Raw genomic sequence first — 18,069 nt, 5'->3', positions numbered from 1 at the left:
CGCCCCACCGTGCGACCTTCACCCAGGGAGAGGGACGACCATGCCGCCCGCCACACCCACCACACCGCCTCCGGCGCTGCGCCCGTATCTCACCGCCCACCACGAACTTCTGTGGACCGAGGCGGATGCCTTCGCAGCCGAGCACGTAGCACCGCGCGCCGTGCGGATGGAAGCTGCCCCGGGCAGGGTGGAGCGCAAGGTCGCCGCTCTGATGGCCGCGCGGGGCTGGTTCGCCGTCACCGTCCCGTCCGACTACGGCGGTCTGGGCGCCGGCCATGTGGCGAAGACGGTACTGATCCACCGCATCGCCTGCGTCTCGGCGGCTGCCGCGACCATCCTGCAGGCCACCCTGATCCCCGTCGGAGCACTCCTGCATTTCGCCACCCATGAGCAGAAGACCCGCTGGCTGCCGGGGGTGGCGGACGGGTCAATGCTCTTGTCGATCGCCGTGACCGAACCGGTCGCCGGCGGGCACATCGGCGGCATCGAAACCACCGCCGAGCGCGTCGGCAACCAGTGGGTGATCACCGGCAGCAAGGTCCACATCGGCAACAGCCACCTCGCGGGAGCTCACCTCGTAGTCGCCCGGACCGCCAAGGCCGGAGTACGCACCTCGCAGGCGCTGACCGCGTTCATGGTCGAAACCGACCGCCACGGGCTGTCCGTCTCCCGCCACCGTCCCGGCCTCGGCCTGCACGGCTTTTCCGCCGGCCGCCTCGACCTCGACCACGTCACCGTCCCCGCGGACAACGTGGTCGGAGAGATCGGCCAAGGGCTGAGCGTGGCCCAGAGCAGCAGCATCCTGTATGGCCGGCCCAACCTGGCCGCGGTCAGCCTCGGCATCCACGAGACAGTCGTCGCCACCACGACCGCTCACCTCCAGGCACGCCCCCGCTACCGGGGCCACCTGTCCAATCTGCCGGTCCTGCGGGACCGCGTCGGTGATATGGAAGCCCGTCTGCGCGCCGGACGCATCCTCGCCTACCAGTCCGTGCACCTCCTCGATCAGGGTCTGTCCTGCGACGCCGACCTGATCAACGCCAAGTACCTCGGTCACCAGTGGGCGATGACGTCAGCCCAGGACGCCATGGAGCTGCACGGTGCCCACGCGCTCGACCGCGACTACGTCCTCCAGCGCCTGTGGCGCGACATCCAGCACACCTACCCACCCGCCGGTACCGGCGAAGTCCAGCGAATACGCCTCGCCGACGCCGCCTTCGGCGAGGACCCGATCCAGTGGTCCGAACGCCTCGCCGCCGAAGTGGCCTCTGCAGCACCCGATCTCACTGCCGCAGACGCCCCGTAAACAACGCCCCTGAGTACCCAGTCCGTACAGCCCACGACACGAGGAAGAGCAGTGATCAGGACCCACACCCGCCGAATTTTATTGACTAATCGCCAAGAAGACACCCTGCAGGCGCTGGCCGACGGCTATCGGCGCGAGGAGGTCGCACTCAGGCTGGGCATCAGTCCCAAGTCCCTCAACGCGATGCTCTGTCGGGCGAGAACCAGGCTGGGCACGCCGCCCTGCGCGGACACCAGACTGATCGCGGTGGCCTGCATGTCCGACGCCATCTGGGTATCGCCACCACCTGACCTGCCGGTCCGTGTCCCCAAGAACCTGCGCTACTTGATCGCTCCGCTGTCCGACGGCATGCAAGCCGTGGAGATAGCGAACGAGCGACGTCTCCCATACAGCCGCCTCATTGCGGACTGCCACAAGCTGAGGCAACTGATGGAGGCCCGAACCTCCGCCCATCTGGTGGCACGCCTGTGGCAGCACGAGCTCGCACCCATGGCGTCGCAAACGCAGACAGACAGCACCCTTCCCCGGTCGCGAACCGCTGTCCCCCAGTTGCAGTCGAAGAAGTGAGAAAGCACATGACGTACAAGGACATCAACCTGTCCACCCCGTCCGTCCGACGCATCGGCGCCCTGCCCTCACCCCTAACAGCCGGCAGCCCGCCGATCACACCCCTGAAACCGACCCACCAGAGCATCGCCCAACACCTCGTGAACGGCCTGGACCCCCGAAACATCGCGGCGGAGACCGGCCTGTCGGCCAACACCATCCGCCAGTACGTCCACGAGATCCGCGCGAGCGTGCACTGCCCCCCTCGCTGCAAACTGCCGGTGCTCGTGCACCTCCTGCTCTCGGCGCAGCAGGTCGCGTTACCCACGTCGGACAGGCCAATGCCGGAACTCAGCCCGGAGCAGCATCAGATGTTGAAGGCTGTCGCTGAGCACACCGCCGCCCGCGACATCGCGCTCGCCGCCAGGATCGCCCCCGCTGACGTTCGGTCCGCACTCGTCGACCTGCTCGACGCTACCGGGGCCGGCGACGTCACCCAGCTCGTCGTTCTGGCACATGCATGGGGTCTGCTCGGCGCGCGGCCGACCAGCACGGTGGAGCGCGGAGCAGGCCGATGAGCCCGTCACTCGACTCCCCGGCCACCGAGCCGTCTTCCCTGCTCCAGCGAACGCCGGAGATGCCGGCGGTGTACGAGATGCGGTCCCTTCACACCGACGCCGAACGGGACGAGGCCGCCGCGCTCGTCCAGGACCGGCAGCGCTGGCTCACTATGCGCGGCCTGCCTGTATCCCGAGCCGACATCTCGGCCCTGTACCGCGACCCGCAGACGAGACCGGCCGGCCTGTTCGAGGACGGGCTGATGCTGGCCTGCATAATCCCGCAGCGCACCCCCGACCTCGGATGGGGCGACGGCCCGTGCCTCTTCCTGAGCTGTGTCCGTACCCTGCCCGGCCGCTCCGACGACACCATCCGGCTGATCACCCTGTGGTCCTCCGACTTCGCCGCCCGACTCGATCTGCCGCTCGTACGGGCCGAGGCCCTGGCCCGGCGTCCCTTCGACGTTGATCCGATCGCCCCGTTCCTTCGGCGGCTCACCGACATGGGCTGGGACGTACGGGGGTCGGGCACGGGGCAGCACGAGGAGCAGGCCGCTCGCCTCGAACTCACCGCCGAGCAGCGCCCTGGACTGGGCGCGCTCATCGACTGTCGGGTCCACGAACCGCAGTCCGCCGAAGACAGCCGGACTGTCTCGTGACGGCAGCCGAACCGCAGCTGCCGGACCTCACCCGCGAACTCATCGACCGAGCCACGAAAGCGGCAATGCGCCGGGCGGGGCGCGTGCGCAACCACCTCGACGCCGTCCGACTCGGCCAGGGCCGGCATGCCGACCACGCCGACACCAAAGTGCTGCGCCGCATCCTGACCGAGCACGGCTGGCCCGGCCACCGCCTCGTCGGCCCGGAAGGGGCGCACGCCGCATGGAGCCTGGCCCTTCACGCCGACGATGAACCCGACTTTCAGCGGGCAGCCACCACCCTGCTTCAGCGCGCAGTCCAAGCGCACGACGCACGCATCCAGCACTGGGCACACCTTTACGACCGCACCCTCATCAACAGCGGGCGCCGCCAGGAGCACGGAACCCAGCTCCTGCTGAATCCCGAGGGCGTCACGCTGTGTCCGCTGCGCGCACCGGAGTCGCTGGACGAGCGCAGGGCCACCGTCGGGCTGACATCGATCGCTGCGGCCCTGGAGAGGGCGCGTCGCCGTAACGCGCCTGACCACCTTGCCGAGGACGCTCCGACCGTCGTACTCGCGGGGGCCGCATGACGAAGCGACCTTCCTTCATTCCTCGCGGCAGCCCGGTGCCGGCGAGTTCCACCTTTCCTACTTCGCTCCGAAAGGACGATGAGCACGATGTGCAAGCACACCCCGCCGTGTCCCACGGGTGACGCGCCCGACCGTCAGGCTGTCCGCGTCTCCGCCGCCCACCCCGAACAAGGGTGGGAACTGCCGTGCAACGGCGTTCTGCTGTTCGAGGAAACCGGTCAGCTCCTGCCGGACGGAAGCATCGTCGCACCGTGCCGCCAGCAGCTCGCGGGCGCGGAGATGCAGAGGTCGGCATGAGCAGCCTTCTCCGCGTCGGCTCCTACAACATCATGGACGGCGGCGAAGACCGCTGGGCCGGACAGATGGAACTCCTGGCATCCCTCGACCTCGACGTGCTGGGAATTCAGGAGGCCAAGCACTGGGAACGGCAGGACCATGCCCGGCTCCACGCCACTGCGGAGACGCTGGGGATGCAGGCGTTGTTCGCGCCGTCGAAAAGCCACGGCTGCCATCTCGTGCTCTTCTACCGATGGCCGCGGGTCAGCTGCGCACGGTTCCAGCCGGACATCTCCGGAGGCCGGTTCCACCACACCGCTTCCCGCGCCTTGCTGAAGGTCGACGGGTTCGCTATGCAGGTCCTGCACACACACCTTCATCCCTTCGCACCCTCCGCACGGCTGAAGGAGGCGGGGTGGCTGACGGAGTATGCCTCTGCCGACGAGCACTCTCTGCTCATCGGCGACCTGAACACCTCGGGACTCGGCGACCCGGACCCGGCCGACTGGGAGCAGGTTGCGGCCCACCTGCACTCCCGACACCGGCAGATGCTGTCCGACGGCAGCTACGGGGGCACGGACCGCCGCGCTATGCACGCGCTGATGAACGCAGGATTCATTGACCCCCCGCGGTACCTCGGGCTCACTCCACCACGTACGGCCGGCCACTGGGGCGGCAACGAGAAGTGGGACCGCCGGTCGGACTACGTGCTCGTGTCCCCCCTTCTGGCCCCGGCGATCCACGAGCACCTGGTGGTGGACACCCCCATCACCCAGGCCCTCGGCGACCACCTCCCCGCGGTCGCCGTCCTCAACCTCACCGCCCTGAACCGATGAAGACGGCCACCACTCTTCGCAAGGGATAGACACGTGCCTGACGAATTTGACTGGCCGAAGCGCCGAAAGAGGGCCACCCCCGAGCAGCAGGAGCTCATCGACTCCGAGTTGCGGAAGCGGTACGACGACGGCGCCACTATTCGCCGCCTCACTGAGGAATCGGGACGGTCGTTCGGCTACGTCCACCAACGCCTCGGCCTCTCCGGCGTCAAGTTCCGCCCGCGGGGCGGCGACATGCGTCCCACGCGTCGATCGGCGGACGGTGGTCTACAGGCGCCGCGCTGACGGCCAAGGCTCACGTTCCCCCTAGCTGCCCCGCCGAAAAGTCCCGTGACCGCTGTGCTCGACCTCGGCCGTCCGCCCGCGCCCGCGGCCCGGACCTCGCCACGCCGTGACCGACCAGGCGGCCTCCGGCAATCCCCCGCAGGAGGTACCCCAACCCACATGAGTGATCGAACAAAGCATCACGACCCGCCCCGCCTGACCACACAAGGAGAGGGCCCGGTATTCGAAATCAGGTTCTAGATTTCGCCCGCCTCCACCCGTTACGGCGACAGCACACCCACCGTTACCCGATCACCTGTCCGCATCTCGCCCCGAGGAGCTCCCATGCATCCCGTACGCCGCCCTGCGCTCGTTCATCCTGCGTTCGAAAACACCGCCGCCTCCTCGGGTGCCAGCCTTCACCTCGCCTCCGGCCGCCGCGCCCTGCTCGCCGACGGTTCACGACCGGATATGAGGTCCCTGGCGTGACGGAATCGGCTCGCCTTCCCTCGCCCCTCCACGCCTGGGTGGAGAGCGTGCTGGGCCCCTTGGACGATGTGCGGGACTCCTCGCACGACCGCGCCAACTCCCAGGTGTGGAGGGTGACCGGCCCCGCGGGCGCCCACTTCGTGAAGGTGGCGCCGGGGCCGATCCTCTACACGCGCGAGACCCGCGCCTACCGGGAGGCCGTTCCTCACCTCGGGCACAGCAACGCCCCGCAGCTGCGGGACAGCTCCGCGCAGCTGCTCGCCCTGATCCTGACCGCCGTGGACGGTCAGCCGCTGAAGGAAGAGGAGTCACCACCGCGCCGACGTACGGCCCACCGGCAAGCCGGCCAGCTCCTGCGCCGCTTCCACGACGCGATGACCGGCCCCCTCAGCCAACCGGAAGCCAGCGCAGTCATCGAGAACACGGTGGCCGGCCTGGACAAGCACCTCGCCGAGGCCCGCGAACACATGTCCACTACGGAAGCCAACGTTCTGCGGCACCTGGTGACCGGGCTGCCCGGGTGCGAACCGCTACCGGCCGGGTGGCGGCACGGGGACTTCTGGGAACGCAACCTGCTCTGGAACGGCCGGCGCTGCGTATTGATCGACTTCGAGCGCAGCGAACCGGGCCCCCGCGTCACGGACTTCGTCAGACTCGCCACCTCGCTGTGGCCAGATCATCCCGAACTGCGGACCGCCCTGTTCGAGGGATACGGCCGGCCTCTGTCCGAGTCAGAGGAATGTGCGCTGACAGCGTTCGCAGCAGCTGACGCCGCCAGCGCTCTGGTCTACGGCCCCCGGCACGGCGACCCGCTCGTGACCGCGCGCGGCCGGCGTACCGTCGAACGCCTGGTGCAGGACGGCCGTCTATGAGCGACGCGCCTCACCTGCTGATCGCCGACGTGGCCCAGGTCCTGCTCCGCGCGAACGGCGCCGCCCTGTGCGTACGTCGCAGACCGGACGCGGCCCTCGCACCGGGTCAGCTCACCGTCGTGGGTGGCCATCTGCAAGCGGGCGAAACCCTCGACCACGCCGCGCGGCGCGAAGCAGAGGAAGAGACGGGGGTCCGCATCGGCGCCGGGCAACAGGAGTTCTGCGGCCTCATTCACCACCATGACCCCGGCGACGGCCCGGACCGGATCACCGCGGTCTTCGTCGCCCAGTCGTGGGCGGGCGAGCCGCACAACGCCGAGCCGGACAAGCACGAGGACTTGTTCTGGGTGCCATTGGAGAAGCCCCCGCCGGACTGCCACCCGTACACCACCGCCGTCTTCCGCATGCTCACCCACGGCCCGTCCTACCGGGCTCTGAACTGGCCGACACAGGGAGACAGCGAGTGAAGCGATTCTTCGGCAAGGTCCGCGTGGCGGAGCCACAGGTCTCCGACGCAGAGCGAGAACTCTTCGGCGGGCCCCTGCGCTACGACATGGGCTGGTCCCAACACGAACATGCCCGCCTGGACTTGACCATGCGCTCGGCCCTGCGCCAGATGCCCGGACTCGTCAGCGCCACCCTGCGGATGGCCTGGAGTGCGGATCGCCGAGCACTCGTCGCCGTGGCGGTCAGCGAACTCGGCCAGGGCATCGCCGCCGCGGTCGGCCTCCTCGCCATCAACGCGGTCATGCACGCGCTGCTGGGGGCCGGCGACACGGTCGACCGGCTGCACGCCCTCCTGCCGGGGCTGCTCGCCGCCGCAGGCGTCGCCGTCGTGAACTCCGCTCTGGCCGGCTGGTCGACATCCCGAGCGGGACGCCTCGAACCGGTTGTGGAGCGGATCGCCACGACGCAGTACCTGGCCGCCGCAACCTCGGTCGAACTCGAAGCCATCGACGATCCGGACTTCCGCCGCCTGATCGACATCGCCCAGTACGGGCCCGCCTCTGCCCGCCGCATGATCGGCGCCTGCGTCTCCGCGCTGAACAGCACCATCTCACTGATCGCCACAGCGGGCGTCCTCACCGTCCTGAACCCCACCCTCCTGCCGATGCTGCTAGTTATCGCAGCCCCCCGCGGATGGGGCGCCATGCGAGTAGCGCAGGAACGCTACGTATCCGTGATGAGCTGGATCGAGCACCAGCGGGCCAGCCGCCTCATCGGCAACCTCCTCACCGAGCGCACCGCCGCGCAAGAAGTGCGAATCCACGCCGTCGGCCCCTTCCTCCTTGAGCGGTACCGGCGCATGGCCGCGAGCGCGGAATCGGAGCAGGAGCGGCTGGCCTCCAGCAAGGCCGTCACCGAATGGGTCGCCTCCGCGCTGTCCGGGCTGGCGATGGCCGCCACCTACGGCACCATGATCTGGCTGATCATGGCCGGACACATGAGCCTCGCCGTCGCCGGCACTGCCGTGATCGCGGTACGGACCGGCTCGGCGAGCCTGGGCGCACTGGTGATGAATATCAACCAGCTGCACGAGGAGTCCCTCTACGTCCGCGATCACGGACAGTTCCTGATCGAGGCCGCTCAACGCGCTATCCCGCGGACCGGTAGCCCCGTCCCCGACCAAGTCAGGCAGGTCTCCCTGGAGCACGTCACCTACCAGTATCCCGACCGCGACGCACCGGCCCTGGACGACGTGACGCTCACCTTCCCCATGGGGTCGGTCATCGCCGTGGTGGGTGAAAACGGCTCCGGCAAGAGCACCTTGATGAAGATCCTCTCCGGTCTGCTCCTCCCTCACGCCGGATCCGTGAGGTGGGGTGAGTTCGACGTCTCCGGGCTGGAGCGCTCCCAGGTCTTCGACCGCGTCTCGCTCCTCACCCAGGACTTCCAACGGTGGCCCGTGACCGCCGCGATGAACATCCGCATCGGCCGCCCCGGGCACGTCGCCTCCATGCATGACCTGCAGACGTCGGTCGACTACGCCGGCGCCGGATCCGTCACCGCCAAACTCCCCAACGGCCTGGACAGCATGCTCGGGCGCATGTTCCGCGGAGCCATCGAACTCTCCGGCGGCGAATGGCAGAAGGTCGGCCTGGCCCGCACCCACTGGCGCAGCTCAACATCGCAGGCGGACAGCGTCCTCATCGTTGACGAGCCGACCTCCGCGCTCGACCCCGAAGCCGAGATCGCTGCCTTCGACCGCATCCGCCGCCTCGCCGCCCCGCACCGGGCCGTCGTCCTGGTCACCCACCGGATGTCCGGCGTCCGCCACGCCGACCACATCTACGTCCTCAACCAAGGGCGCCTCGCCGAACACGGCACACACGACGACCTCATCGCCGCACGTGGCCGATATGCAGCCATGTTCGACACACAGGCCGCCCAGTACGCCCCGACCCCGCACATCCCCAAGCCTGCTTCACCCAGCGTCGCAGACAAGGCATGACCCGCCCCACCGAAAGGCAGAGCCCGTGGCCTCTTCCGTCTCGCCTTCTGATCACGTCCCGCCGAAGGCTGCCCTCTCGGACGCGCAGTACGCCGCGTCCCGCCACGCGGTGTGGCTCAGCGCCGCCGCGATCGTCACCGACCAGGTCGGCCGGGTCCTGCTGGTGAATCCCACCTACCGCGAGGACGACCGGTGGCTGCTGCCCGGGGGCGCTGCCGAACCCGGCGAGCACCCGTTGAACGCCTGCCGGCGCGAGATCGCCGAGGAACTGGGCCTCCAGGACCTGGCCCTGCCGGACGTTCTCGCCATCCACTCCCTTTCACCGCACCACCCCGACATCAAGCCCGGCATGCCCTGTCCCGGAGAGATCCGCTACATCTTCGACGGCGGCACCCTCACTCCCGACGAGGTACAGGCGATCCGTCTGCCTCCCAAGGAACTTTCCGATTTCGCCTTCTTCGAGACCAGGGACGCGGTGCACCGTCTGCTCCCCGTGGACGGGCAGATCATGCTCGCCGCCTACCGTGCCCGCCTCGGCGGCGCCGGTACCGCCCACCTCGCCGACGGCCGGCACATCCTCGACGTACCGGCCCTCGATCACCATGACGTCCACGTCCGCTACCGCCCCATGTGGGACAGCCCTCTGAACCGGACCCCCGTGCCCGGTCAGCTCCCCGTGCAGCAAGCCTGGGCGTGGTGCTTCGTCCCCGACGGCAGGGTAGTGCTCGTTGCCGATCCCGGGTCTCAAGGCGCGCTGCCCATGCTGCCCGGCGGCACCGTCGAGAAGGTTGACGCCACCCCCGAGGACACCCTCCATCGGGAAGCCGCCGAGGAAGCCCAACTCACTCTGACCGAACCGGTACGCCTGGGGTGGGTGCTGGACGAGACCGGCGAGGTCTACGGCGGGGTGGGGCCCAACGCCCGGCTCCGCCTGGCCGCCCCGGTCACCGCCATCGGGCCGGCGGCCGTCGACCCCGCCACCGGCCGACCCTTCGCACGCCTGCTCGCCACTCCCGCCCAGGCAGCCGCCCTGCTGGGCTGGGGACCGCCCGGAGCGCGGCAAGCCCAGCTCGCGGTGGAGACAGCACGGGAGCGATGGGGCCTGCCCAGCGCTCGCGCCGCCGCCATCGAGGAGATCCCCCCGGAGGGGATGCGGCTGAGCTGACCCGAACGACCACCCCGCCTCGACTCGTCCCGCTCCACGTACCTCTGAGGTAGCCCCATGCCGCTGTCGCACGACCACATCCGCACCACCGTCGACACCTATCTCGCGCGCCACCCTCACGAGCGCAAGCAGCTCGGCGCCTTCCTGGCCGCCCTCGATCGGGCCGGCGACGATATCGCCAGCCGTTCCACCTTCACCGGGCACGTCACCTGCGCCGCAATCATCATCGACCCGCTCGGCCACGTCCTGCACGTGCTGCACCTGGCGAGCGGGAAGGTCCTCCCCCCGGGCGGACACACGGAGCTCTCCGACAAGTCCCTGGCAGCAGCGGCGCTGCGGGAGCTGCACGAGGAGACCGGGATCGCACCCCAGGCCGTCACGCCGTGGCCCGGCTACGAAACCGTGCCGCTGGACATCGACATTCACGACATGGACGCCCGCCCGAGCAAAGGCGAGCCCGGACACGTCCACTTCGACCTGCGATTCCTCTTCCGTCTGCACACCGCGGACGAAGTGCCGGTGGTGCTGCAGGAGGAAGAGGTGGGCGGCATCGAGTGGCGCTCCGCGGACCGGGTGTCCTCCCCGACCCTGCGCGAGAAGCTCCTCAAGCTACCGCTCCAGGTTGGACCTGAACCGGAGGCGGCCAACGCCTCGGCCCTGATCTACAACGACCGCGGCGAGTACCTGCTCCATCTGCGCGACTACTTCCCCGGCCAGATCTGGGAGCCGGGCATGTGGTCGCTGCTGGGCGGCGGCCGAGAGCCCCAGGACGCCACCCTGGAGCACACCGCGCGGCGCGAACTGGCCGAGGAAGCCGGCCTCCACCTCTCCGCCCTGACGCCGGTCGGCACCGAGTACGCCTCCGACGATGCCGGCGCGACCGTGCCCATCGCCATCTACGCCAGCCGCTGGAACGGTGATCCCCGCGAACTCCACCTGACGGAAGGGGTCATGCTCGCTTGGTTCGCCCCCGACGACCTCCATCGATTGCGTATCGCGGACACCACCAGCGACCTCGTACGCCGCCACGCCGCCAGCAGCCCGGCCAACACCGCGCCCCAGAGCGGGCGCGCACCGCAGGAGGAGCACCGAGCTTCACCGCACGGCACAGTCCTCAACGTCATCGGCGTCCACCTCTACCTGGAGCGGCCCGACGGAACGGTGCTGCTCGGGCTACGCCACCCCAACTCCGCGTTCGCGCCCTCCACCTGGCACGCCTTGGCCGGCCACTGCGAGCAGGAGAGCGCCATCTCCGCCCTGATCAGGGAGGTGCGGGAGGAAGCTGGTCTGCGTATCGAGCGCCAGGATGTCGAGCTGGTCCACATCGTCCACCACATCGACAAGGCCGGGGACCGGCCCCGCATGGGCCTGTTTTTCCGCGCCCGCGCCTGGAGCGGCGAGCCAGAGCTACGCGAGCCGGACAAGTGCACCCAGTGGAAATTCTGGGATCCTGCCGCGCTCCCCGACAACCTCGTCCCCTACACCCGAGCGGCCATCGAAAAGATCCGGAACGGGGAGCTGTACAGCGAGACGGGCTGGCCCGCGTGAGCGGCACACCGAGCGGCTCACTCCGTCGTCTGTCCACCGCGACTGCGGTCGGCCGTGAGGGCACCCGCCTCGTGCTGATTCGCGGCAACTCGGCGTCAGGCGAGTCAAGCGTGGCCCAGGGCCTGCGAGATCACCACGGCCGCGGAATCCCGATCGTCGGCCAGGACGTGATCCGCCGGAACGTGCTCAGGGAACACGACACCGCCGCGCAAGCATCGCCGTCCACGACCTCGCGACATGGCAGCAGCTGATGGCGCGGCGCGGGGCCCGTCTACCTGATCACACATACCTGACCCCCGAACACCCGCCCACTCAGGAGGCAATCGTGCCCGTCGAGGAGACCAACACCCGGGCCTGGCAGACCTACGGTCAGCGCCAATTGGCCCGTGCCTACACCCCGCCCATCCCCGAGCAGCTCGCCTGGACGCCCTGGGACGGGGTCGGACCGGGAGCCGAAGTCCTTGGTGACATCACCGGGCGCCGTGTCTTGGACGTCGGCTCCGGAGCCGGCCACCACGCGGTTCACGTCGCCCAAGCCTGCGGAGCCCGCGTCACCGGGATCGAACTCTCTCCGACCCAGCACGAACGCGCCATCTCCACCCACGCGGACGTCGAAGGTACGGAGTTCCTCCAGGGAGACGTAGTCAGCTGCCTGAACGAAACCGAGCCCTTCGAAGCCGCGTACGCGATCGGGACGCTCGCCTTCATCGACCCGCACCACTCGCTGCCGGCGCTGCGCGACGGGCTGTGTCCCGGAGCCCCGCTGATTCTCTCGCTCCTTCACACCGACCTGCACGGCCGCGGCCCGTCCACGGAGGTAGCGCCGCGCGAGCAGATGATCCTGATGCGCGACGACCCGCCCCTGCCCACACAGATGTGGGTCTTGGCACCACAGTTGTGGGAGGACCTGCTCACCGAGTACGGCTTCCGCGTCGAGACCATCGATCTGTTCCCGCACCCCGACGAGAGCGCCGCAGTCGTCCAGCAGCTCATCCGCGCCCGGCGCCTTCCCGACCGGCCGGCGCGGGTCTCCAGCCGCCCTCGCAGCACCCGGCCGCCGGTGGCGCACGCCGCCGTCGGCGTGGGCGCCATCCTCGTCAGCGAGCAGGGGCTCCTCCTCGGCCGTCATCGTCGCGGCACCCTCGAACTGCCCGGCGGAACCGTCGAGGCCGGCGAGTCCTTCGAACAGACCGCGGTCCGCGAACTCAGTGAGGAAACCGGCCTGATCGCCCGCCCCGGCGACGTCAGGCTCCTGGGCACGCTCGTCGACCACGTCGAAGGCATCCTGCGGGTGACCGTCGGCGCGCTCGTCCACGCCTGGCAGGGGCAACCGGCCACACAACCGGACGAGAGCATCGGCGACTGGGCCTGGCACCCTCTCGATCAGCTTCCCGACGGCCTGTTCGAATGCAGCGCCCAGATCCTCACCGCATGGCGACCCGACCTGGCCATCGACCACCCGCCGACCCACTTCACTGCCTTCGCGCCGACCAAGTAGGCGGCGCATTTGCCACACCGCCGACGCCCTCCCTCGGCACAACGTAGGTGCCGCGCCACCGGGTACAACACCCCACCGCTCACCGCCAAGTTGGAGTCTCCATGTCGCCTCTCTCCATACACCGACCCATATCATCCGACGCCGCCGTCGGCTCCGAACGCCTGCATAACCTGGAGCGGGCTGCCCTGCGCCACGGAGTACCTGTCGAGGACGTGGTGCTGATCGCCGTCAACCTGTACGGGATCAGCTCCGACCAGGACCGTCACCGGGCCCGGGTCAACCTCCGCCTCGTGCGCCGCCCCGACGTCGCCTGGCAGATCATCGTCCCCCTGAACCGGCCGGCCAGCCCGTTCCAGCTCCGGGGCGACGAGCTGTATCTGAACGGAGAGGTGGTCGCGCACGTCGAGCGCATCGACGCCGACGAGGCGGTCGGAGGGTACTTCCGCAACGGCGGCCGGGCCGCGACCCTCAACCCCAACGCGCGCAGCCGATGCGTCGGGTGTGGTTGGTGCCCCAACACCCTGGAGGCCGCCGCCGACCCACGGCTGCAGGAGGAGCAGGGGCTCGACGACCTGCTGCGTGCCCTTGGCGAGCAGCACCCCCGCCACGACCTGGCCGAACTGACCGAGGTCACCGTCTCCACTGGGTGTTTCGAGCGGGAGGAGGCCGCTGTCGCGCACCTGACCGCACTGCGGCCTGCTCTGGAACGGGCCGGCGTCGGAGCCCGGATCGGCTTCCTCACTTCCGTGCTGCGCAGCGATGAGGCGTTCAGGACCATCGCGTCGGTGGTGTCGCCGTTCGTGCTCAGGCTGACCGTGGAGCACTTCACCCGGCGGGAGGCCCTGATGAAGTCGACCAAGGCCGATCTGCGGCCGCAGGAATTCCCGGACCTGCTTGCGCGGGCGCGGGTGGCGGGGCTGGACACCTCGTATACGTACATCGTCGGGCTGGATCCGATGGAGGACCTCGTGCGTGGGGTGACCGCGCTGGTGGACGTGATCAACGCGTTCCCGAACTTCCAGATTTTCCAGGCGCACACGGTGCTGATGCAGGGCATGCGGACGCCGGGTGCGGAGGGCCTGGATTACTACCTGCAGGCGCGTACGGCCATCGAGCGGTCCATGGCGTCGACCGGGCTGAGGCCGGTGGGCTGGGAGTGCTACCGGCCGCTGTGGTACTTCACCTACGCGGGAGAGGACCTCATCGATGGACCTCGGTAGCACGGTCATCGACCGTGTGCGGGTCGAGCGCCTCGATGACAGCGTGGGGGGTCCGTGGGAAGCGGGCGACAGCCGCTTCGCGGTGGTGGTCGAGGCCCGCGGAGTGGCCGGGGTGTTCGCCCCGGTCGACGAGCTGCCCGCCGCACTGGTCGCCACCCGGCTCGGACAGAGCGTGCTGCGGCACTCCGTGACCGACCACACGAGAGTGCTGCGCAGGCTCATGGCCGAACTCGGTCCGCACTCGGCGGGGCTCGGGCGCTGGGCGGTGGGGGCGCTGGACTGCGCGGTGTGGGACCTGCACGGTCGCCTCGCCGACCTCCCGGTCGCGGCCCTGCTCAGTGACCGCCCCGCGCGGCAGGTGCCGGTCTACGCGTCCTGGCTCTCCCTGGACCTGGCCGCCACATCGGCCGCCGAGTCGGTCAAGGCCACCGCCGGCGAGGGGTTCGCCTTCACCAAGTGGGCACTGCGGGAAGCGGAAGCCCTTGAAATGGCACGGCTGGCAGAGCGGGCGGCTACGTGGGCGGGACAGAGCGTGGCGGTGGACGCCCTGGGCACATGGGGCCACCTGCGGGCCATGGAGGTCGCACCGCTCCTGGCCCCGGAGGCGGTGCGCTGGGTGGAGGACCCGCTCGCGCTGACCGACCGATGCGCATACACGCATCTGCGCAGGCGGGCGAAAGGACTGCGGGTCGCGTTCGGCGAGCGGCTGTCCCATGTGGAGGACGTCAGGGCCCTGCTGAAGCACTGCCGGCCGGAAGCGTTCACGTTCGACGCGGTGTGGTGCGGCGGCATCACCGAAGCCCTGTCCTGGCTGGGCGCCGCCCACGACGCGGGGGTGCCTGTCCACCTGCACGGCCGGGCGTTCCTGCCCGCCCTGCACCTGGCCGCCGCCTTCCCCCGTGCGGCAGGCGCGGTGGAGTACCAGGTGGTGTGGGAGCCGCGCCGCCAGCGGGCGCTGCGCGGAACGCTCCAGCCGGACGGCGGGCACGTCGCTCTTCCTGACCGGCCCGGCCTCGGGATGGAGGTGCGCCGGTAATGCCCATGCACACGGGAGAGCTGGCGGTCCACGGCCTCCTGGAGCAGCGCGGAGGGAGGGTGTTGCTCGTCGTGGACGAGCGGCTGCGCGGGCACGATACCTTTCTGTCCGCGACCCTGCGCCTCGACCAGCCGGTGCGCCTGCCCGAACTCCCGGTCCGCATAATGACGTTCGACGACGTCACCGTCCTTTCGCCTCTCGGCGCGGTCCTGCCGCCAGCGCAGGTCGGCGAGGAGTGGAGCGGCACGCTGCTGCTACCGCATGGTGCGCGCCCGCCGGCGATCCCCGACGACCTCGCCCAGGCGGCAGCCGGGGCCGGTGTCGACACCACCGGCTGGTCGCCGGCCGAGGCCCGGCAGCTTCTGACCTTCCTCGGCGAAGCCAGCTCCGGTCCTGTGCGCACCGAGCGGATCGCCATGATCATCGCGGCCCTGGCGGGTGGTCTTTCGTGAGCCCGGCGCCACTCGTGCGGCTGGTGAGCCTCGACGTCGGATACACCCTGGGCGAGCCGTCCGGGACGACGCTGACGCAGCGCCTGGTGGAACTGTCCCCGCTACCGGCCCGGCAGGCGAAGCAGATCGCCCAGCAGATCCTGCACGCCCTGGACCCGCGCAGCGACGCGACCGGACCGCAGAGCGTGTGCGCCGCCCTGGGCATTGCAGCGTCCGCCTTCCCCCACGATCACCGTCCGCCCGGCTTCGCCCTGTGGCCCGGCGCGGTGGAGGCGGTGGCACGGATCGCCCGAGTCCTACCGGTGGTCACCTTGTCGAATGTGAGCCACTGGGACGAACGGGAGACCGACGTCGCCGCCCTCCTCGCCCCCCACCTCCAAGCCCATTACCCGTCGTGGCAGCTCGGGTTCGCCAAACCTGACCCGGCTGCTGTGCAGACTGTCGCTCGACTGCACGGCCGCGATCCCGCGGAGGTTCTGCACGTAGGCGACAGCTTCGACTACGACGTGCACGGCGCCCTCGCCGCCGAAGCGCAGGCCCTGTGGATCACCTCGCGCCCGCCGACGGCCAAAGAGATCCGACTGCTGGCCGAGCACCCCGGCCAGGTCACGGTCGTTCCGGACCTCGCCCACGCGGTCCGACACATCGAGCAAACCCTCCTCCCGTCAACCCGCATCACCAGGAGCGCTACATCGTGAGTCAGTTCGACACCACCGCCCCGTACTACGCCACCTACCGGCCCGGCATCCCGAAGGAAGCCGTCGAGCTGCTCGCGCATCGGGTGGCCGGCAAGGAACACCGGGCCTTGCTCGACCTCGGGTCCGGCACCGGGCAGGTCCCCCTGGCCCTGGCCGGACAGGTGACGGAGATCGACGTCGTCGAGCAGGACCCGGGCATGCTCGGCGAGGCCAACAAGGCTCTCGCCGGTCTGCCGGTCACCGTCCGGCTGCACAACGCGCCGGCCGAGGAGTTCGCCCCGCCCGCCTCCTACCGGGCCGACCTCGTCACGGTCTGCCGCGCCTTCCACTGGATGGACCAGGACGTGGTGCTGTCGCGTCTGGAGGACATGACCGCACCGGACGCGACCGTCGCGGTCATGGGCGACGGCAGTCTGTGGACCGCACGCACCGAATGGACCGACGCCTTGCGGGCCCTGATCCAGGAGTACCTGGGCCAGGAGCGGCAGGCCGGAGTCGGCAAGAAGTACGCGGCGCACGACCGGCCGTACAGCGAAATCCTCGCCGAGTCCGCCTTCGGCCAGGTCGAGGAGCACACCATCGCCATCGAGCGGGAGTGGAGCACCGAATCGGTAATCGGCTACCTGTACTCGACCTCCTTCGCCGCCCGGCCGCTGTTCGGCGAGCGAGTCGACGACTTCGAGCACCGCGCCCGCGCTCTGCTCGACAGGCACGCCGCAGCCGGCGGCCTGATCGAGCACGCATCCTTCCAGGTCGTCCTCGGCCGGCGCGGCTGACCCGACCCCTGCCCCTTGCCGGGGCGGCTCCCCTGCCGCCCCGGCCCAGTTCCGTCCTTCCGGAAGGAGATCCACCATGTCCCGACCCGTGACGTGGAACGACGAAGATCGGCGCCGATTCATCGACGACGGCGTTCTCATACGCCGTGGCCTGATCCACGGCGACCTCGTGTCCCAGGCCCGCGACCTCATCGGCGATTGGCTGAACGAGGCGTACGACCCCGCGCGGCTCGCCGCCTACACCGAACGCAGCTTCGCGCCCGAGCTGGAAGAACACCCAGACCTCCTCGCCCTCTACCAGCGAAGCGGCCTGGCAGAGCTGGCCGGAGACCTGATAAGTCCGGCGACCACGGCCCCCGTCACCCGGGCGCAGATCCAGGTCCGGCTACCCGACGGCGCGCAGCAGCCGGTGAAGACGATGCACGTCGACGGCGTCTCCTGCCCCCACCTGGAACCGCGCGACCTGCGCACGTTCACCTTCATCGTCGGCATCGTCCTGGACGGCAGCGCCACCGCGGACGCCGGCGCTCTGCACTACGTGCCCGGCGGGCACCGCCGGATGGCCCGCTACTTCGCCACGGACTGGGTCCTGGGACAGCCGGCCCAGACTCCCAACGACATCGACGCCCAGGACGGCATCGCCCTCACCGCCGAGCCCGGCGACGTGGTCGTGATGCACCACCTCGTCCCGCACCGGGTCGGCCTCAACACCAGCAGCACACCCAGGGTGATGGCGTACTTCCGCGTCAGCCACGCCCAGCACCCCGATCTCGCCCTGCGCGCCCTGTCGGACCCGTGGCTGGAGTACCCCGCGCTCGCCACCTTCGCCCGCCCCAACACCGTGTGA

At 69.8% G+C, this 18,069-nt stretch carries 20 protein-coding genes; all 20 read left to right on the top strand.

Annotation, left to right across the window (positions count from 1 at the left end; translation table 11 throughout):
• The first annotated feature begins 40 nt into the window (after positions 1–40).
• The 20 genes from EDD93_RS24025 to EDD93_RS23920 all read left to right on the top strand — a co-directional run bounded on the left by EDD93_RS24025 (position 41) and on the right by EDD93_RS23920 (position 18,069).
• Positions 41–1,306, top strand: coding sequence for an acyl-CoA dehydrogenase family protein (locus EDD93_RS24025; RefSeq protein WP_123527120.1), 1,266 nt, complete (start codon positions 41–43; stop codon positions 1,304–1,306).
• A gap of 51 nt (positions 1,307–1,357) precedes the next feature.
• Positions 1,358–1,873, top strand: a complete 516-nt coding sequence (locus tag EDD93_RS24020; RefSeq protein ID WP_185092422.1) for a LuxR C-terminal-related transcriptional regulator — start codon at positions 1,358–1,360, stop codon at positions 1,871–1,873.
• Positions 1,874–1,881: 8 nt separating this feature from the next.
• The gene (locus EDD93_RS24015; RefSeq protein WP_260255838.1) at positions 1,882–2,430 is read left to right on the top strand and encodes a DNA-binding protein; all 549 of its coding nucleotides are present in this window, start codon (positions 1,882–1,884) and stop codon (positions 2,428–2,430) included.
• Positions 2,427–3,068: a hypothetical protein gene (locus EDD93_RS24010; protein WP_260255837.1), complete on the top strand. Its 642-nt coding sequence runs from the start codon at positions 2,427–2,429 to the stop codon at positions 3,066–3,068. Before EDD93_RS24015 ends, EDD93_RS24010 begins: the two co-directional genes overlap by 4 nt.
• Complete coding sequence (locus EDD93_RS24005) at positions 3,065–3,640, top strand: DUF6624 domain-containing protein (protein ID WP_123527118.1); 576 nt, start codon at positions 3,065–3,067, stop codon at positions 3,638–3,640. The genes EDD93_RS24010 and EDD93_RS24005 overlap by 4 nt, the downstream gene beginning before the upstream one ends.
• Before the next feature lie 87 nt (positions 3,641–3,727).
• On the top strand, positions 3,728–3,937 hold the full coding sequence (locus EDD93_RS24000; RefSeq protein ID WP_123527117.1) for a DUF5999 family protein: 210 nt from the start codon (positions 3,728–3,730) through the stop codon (positions 3,935–3,937).
• Complete coding sequence (locus EDD93_RS23995; RefSeq protein ID WP_123527116.1) at positions 3,934–4,752, top strand: endonuclease/exonuclease/phosphatase family protein; 819 nt, start codon at positions 3,934–3,936, stop codon at positions 4,750–4,752. The genes EDD93_RS24000 and EDD93_RS23995 overlap by 4 nt, the downstream gene beginning before the upstream one ends.
• 33 nt (positions 4,753–4,785) lie before the next feature.
• Positions 4,786–5,037, top strand: a complete 252-nt coding sequence (locus EDD93_RS23990) for a helix-turn-helix domain-containing protein (protein WP_123527115.1) — start codon at positions 4,786–4,788, stop codon at positions 5,035–5,037.
• A gap of 464 nt (positions 5,038–5,501) precedes the next feature.
• Entirely contained in the window at positions 5,502–6,377 is an 876-nt protein-coding gene (locus EDD93_RS23980) for an aminoglycoside phosphotransferase family protein (protein ID WP_123527114.1), read from the top strand.
• Complete coding sequence (locus tag EDD93_RS23975; RefSeq protein ID WP_123527113.1) at positions 6,374–6,844, top strand: NUDIX domain-containing protein; 471 nt, start codon at positions 6,374–6,376, stop codon at positions 6,842–6,844. The genes EDD93_RS23980 and EDD93_RS23975 overlap by 4 nt, the downstream gene beginning before the upstream one ends.
• Entirely contained in the window at positions 6,841–8,829 is a 1,989-nt protein-coding gene (locus EDD93_RS23970) for an ABC transporter ATP-binding protein (RefSeq protein WP_123527112.1), read from the top strand. Before EDD93_RS23975 ends, EDD93_RS23970 begins: the two co-directional genes overlap by 4 nt.
• A 25-nt stretch (positions 8,830–8,854) precedes the next feature.
• Positions 8,855–9,994, top strand: coding sequence for an NUDIX hydrolase (locus EDD93_RS23965; RefSeq protein ID WP_123527111.1), 1,140 nt, complete (start codon positions 8,855–8,857; stop codon positions 9,992–9,994).
• Between the two features lie 57 nt (positions 9,995–10,051).
• Entirely contained in the window at positions 10,052–11,542 is a 1,491-nt protein-coding gene (locus EDD93_RS23960; RefSeq protein ID WP_123527110.1) for an NUDIX domain-containing protein, read from the top strand.
• A 325-nt stretch (positions 11,543–11,867) separates the two neighbouring features.
• A complete protein-coding gene (locus tag EDD93_RS23950; protein ID WP_123527109.1) occupies positions 11,868–13,040 on the top strand; it encodes a bifunctional class I SAM-dependent methyltransferase/NUDIX hydrolase in 1,173 nt (390 codons plus the stop codon).
• Between the two features lie 101 nt (positions 13,041–13,141).
• Positions 13,142–14,260 (top strand): hypothetical protein, encoded by a 1,119-nt coding sequence (locus EDD93_RS23945; RefSeq protein ID WP_123527108.1) that lies wholly within the window; start codon positions 13,142–13,144, stop codon positions 14,258–14,260.
• Entirely contained in the window at positions 14,247–15,296 is a 1,050-nt protein-coding gene (locus EDD93_RS23940; protein WP_123527107.1) for an enolase C-terminal domain-like protein, read from the top strand. The genes EDD93_RS23945 and EDD93_RS23940 overlap by 14 nt, the downstream gene beginning before the upstream one ends.
• Complete coding sequence (locus EDD93_RS23935; RefSeq protein ID WP_123527106.1) at positions 15,296–15,748, top strand: hypothetical protein; 453 nt, start codon at positions 15,296–15,298, stop codon at positions 15,746–15,748. Before EDD93_RS23940 ends, EDD93_RS23935 begins: the two co-directional genes overlap by 1 nt.
• Positions 15,745–16,446, top strand: coding sequence for an HAD family hydrolase (locus EDD93_RS23930; protein WP_260255836.1), 702 nt, complete (start codon positions 15,745–15,747; stop codon positions 16,444–16,446). Before EDD93_RS23935 ends, EDD93_RS23930 begins: the two co-directional genes overlap by 4 nt.
• The gene (locus tag EDD93_RS23925; RefSeq protein ID WP_123527105.1) at positions 16,443–17,222 is read left to right on the top strand and encodes a trans-aconitate 2-methyltransferase; all 780 of its coding nucleotides are present in this window, start codon (positions 16,443–16,445) and stop codon (positions 17,220–17,222) included. The genes EDD93_RS23930 and EDD93_RS23925 overlap by 4 nt, the downstream gene beginning before the upstream one ends.
• A gap of 76 nt (positions 17,223–17,298) precedes the next feature.
• The gene (locus EDD93_RS23920; RefSeq protein WP_123527104.1) at positions 17,299–18,069 is read left to right on the top strand and encodes a phytanoyl-CoA dioxygenase family protein; all 771 of its coding nucleotides are present in this window, start codon (positions 17,299–17,301) and stop codon (positions 18,067–18,069) included.

Origin of the sequence: Streptomyces sp. 840.1 (assembly GCF_003751445.1) — a bacterium.
Taxonomy (GTDB): Bacteria; Actinomycetota; Actinomycetes; order Streptomycetales; family Streptomycetaceae; genus Streptomyces.
The sequence above is the reverse complement of the archived record's forward strand: the minus strand, read 5'-3'. Positions and strand labels throughout refer to the sequence as shown.

Excerpts from the sequence above, each read along its gene's own strand:
- EDD93_RS23995 (WP_123527116.1), top strand. The coding sequence starts at position 3,934 with ATGAGCAGCCTTCTCCGCGTCGGCTCCTACAACATCATGGACGGCGGC.
- EDD93_RS23920 (WP_123527104.1), top strand. The coding sequence starts at position 17,299 with ATGTCCCGACCCGTGACGTGGAACGACGAAGATCGGCGCCGATTCATC.
- EDD93_RS24000 (WP_123527117.1), top strand. The coding sequence starts at position 3,728 with ATGTGCAAGCACACCCCGCCGTGTCCCACGGGTGACGCGCCCGACCGT.
- EDD93_RS23945 (WP_123527108.1), top strand. The coding sequence starts at position 13,142 with ATGTCGCCTCTCTCCATACACCGACCCATATCATCCGACGCCGCCGTC.
- EDD93_RS23935 (WP_123527106.1), top strand. The coding sequence starts at position 15,296 with ATGCCCATGCACACGGGAGAGCTGGCGGTCCACGGCCTCCTGGAGCAG.
- EDD93_RS23960 (WP_123527110.1), top strand. The coding sequence starts at position 10,052 with ATGCCGCTGTCGCACGACCACATCCGCACCACCGTCGACACCTATCTC.
- EDD93_RS24015 (WP_260255838.1), top strand. The coding sequence starts at position 1,882 with ATGACGTACAAGGACATCAACCTGTCCACCCCGTCCGTCCGACGCATC.
- EDD93_RS23975 (WP_123527113.1), top strand. The coding sequence starts at position 6,374 with ATGAGCGACGCGCCTCACCTGCTGATCGCCGACGTGGCCCAGGTCCTG.
- EDD93_RS23940 (WP_123527107.1), top strand. The coding sequence starts at position 14,247 with ATGGACCTCGGTAGCACGGTCATCGACCGTGTGCGGGTCGAGCGCCTC.
- EDD93_RS24025 (WP_123527120.1), top strand. The coding sequence starts at position 41 with ATGCCGCCCGCCACACCCACCACACCGCCTCCGGCGCTGCGCCCGTAT.
- EDD93_RS24010 (WP_260255837.1), top strand. The coding sequence starts at position 2,427 with ATGAGCCCGTCACTCGACTCCCCGGCCACCGAGCCGTCTTCCCTGCTC.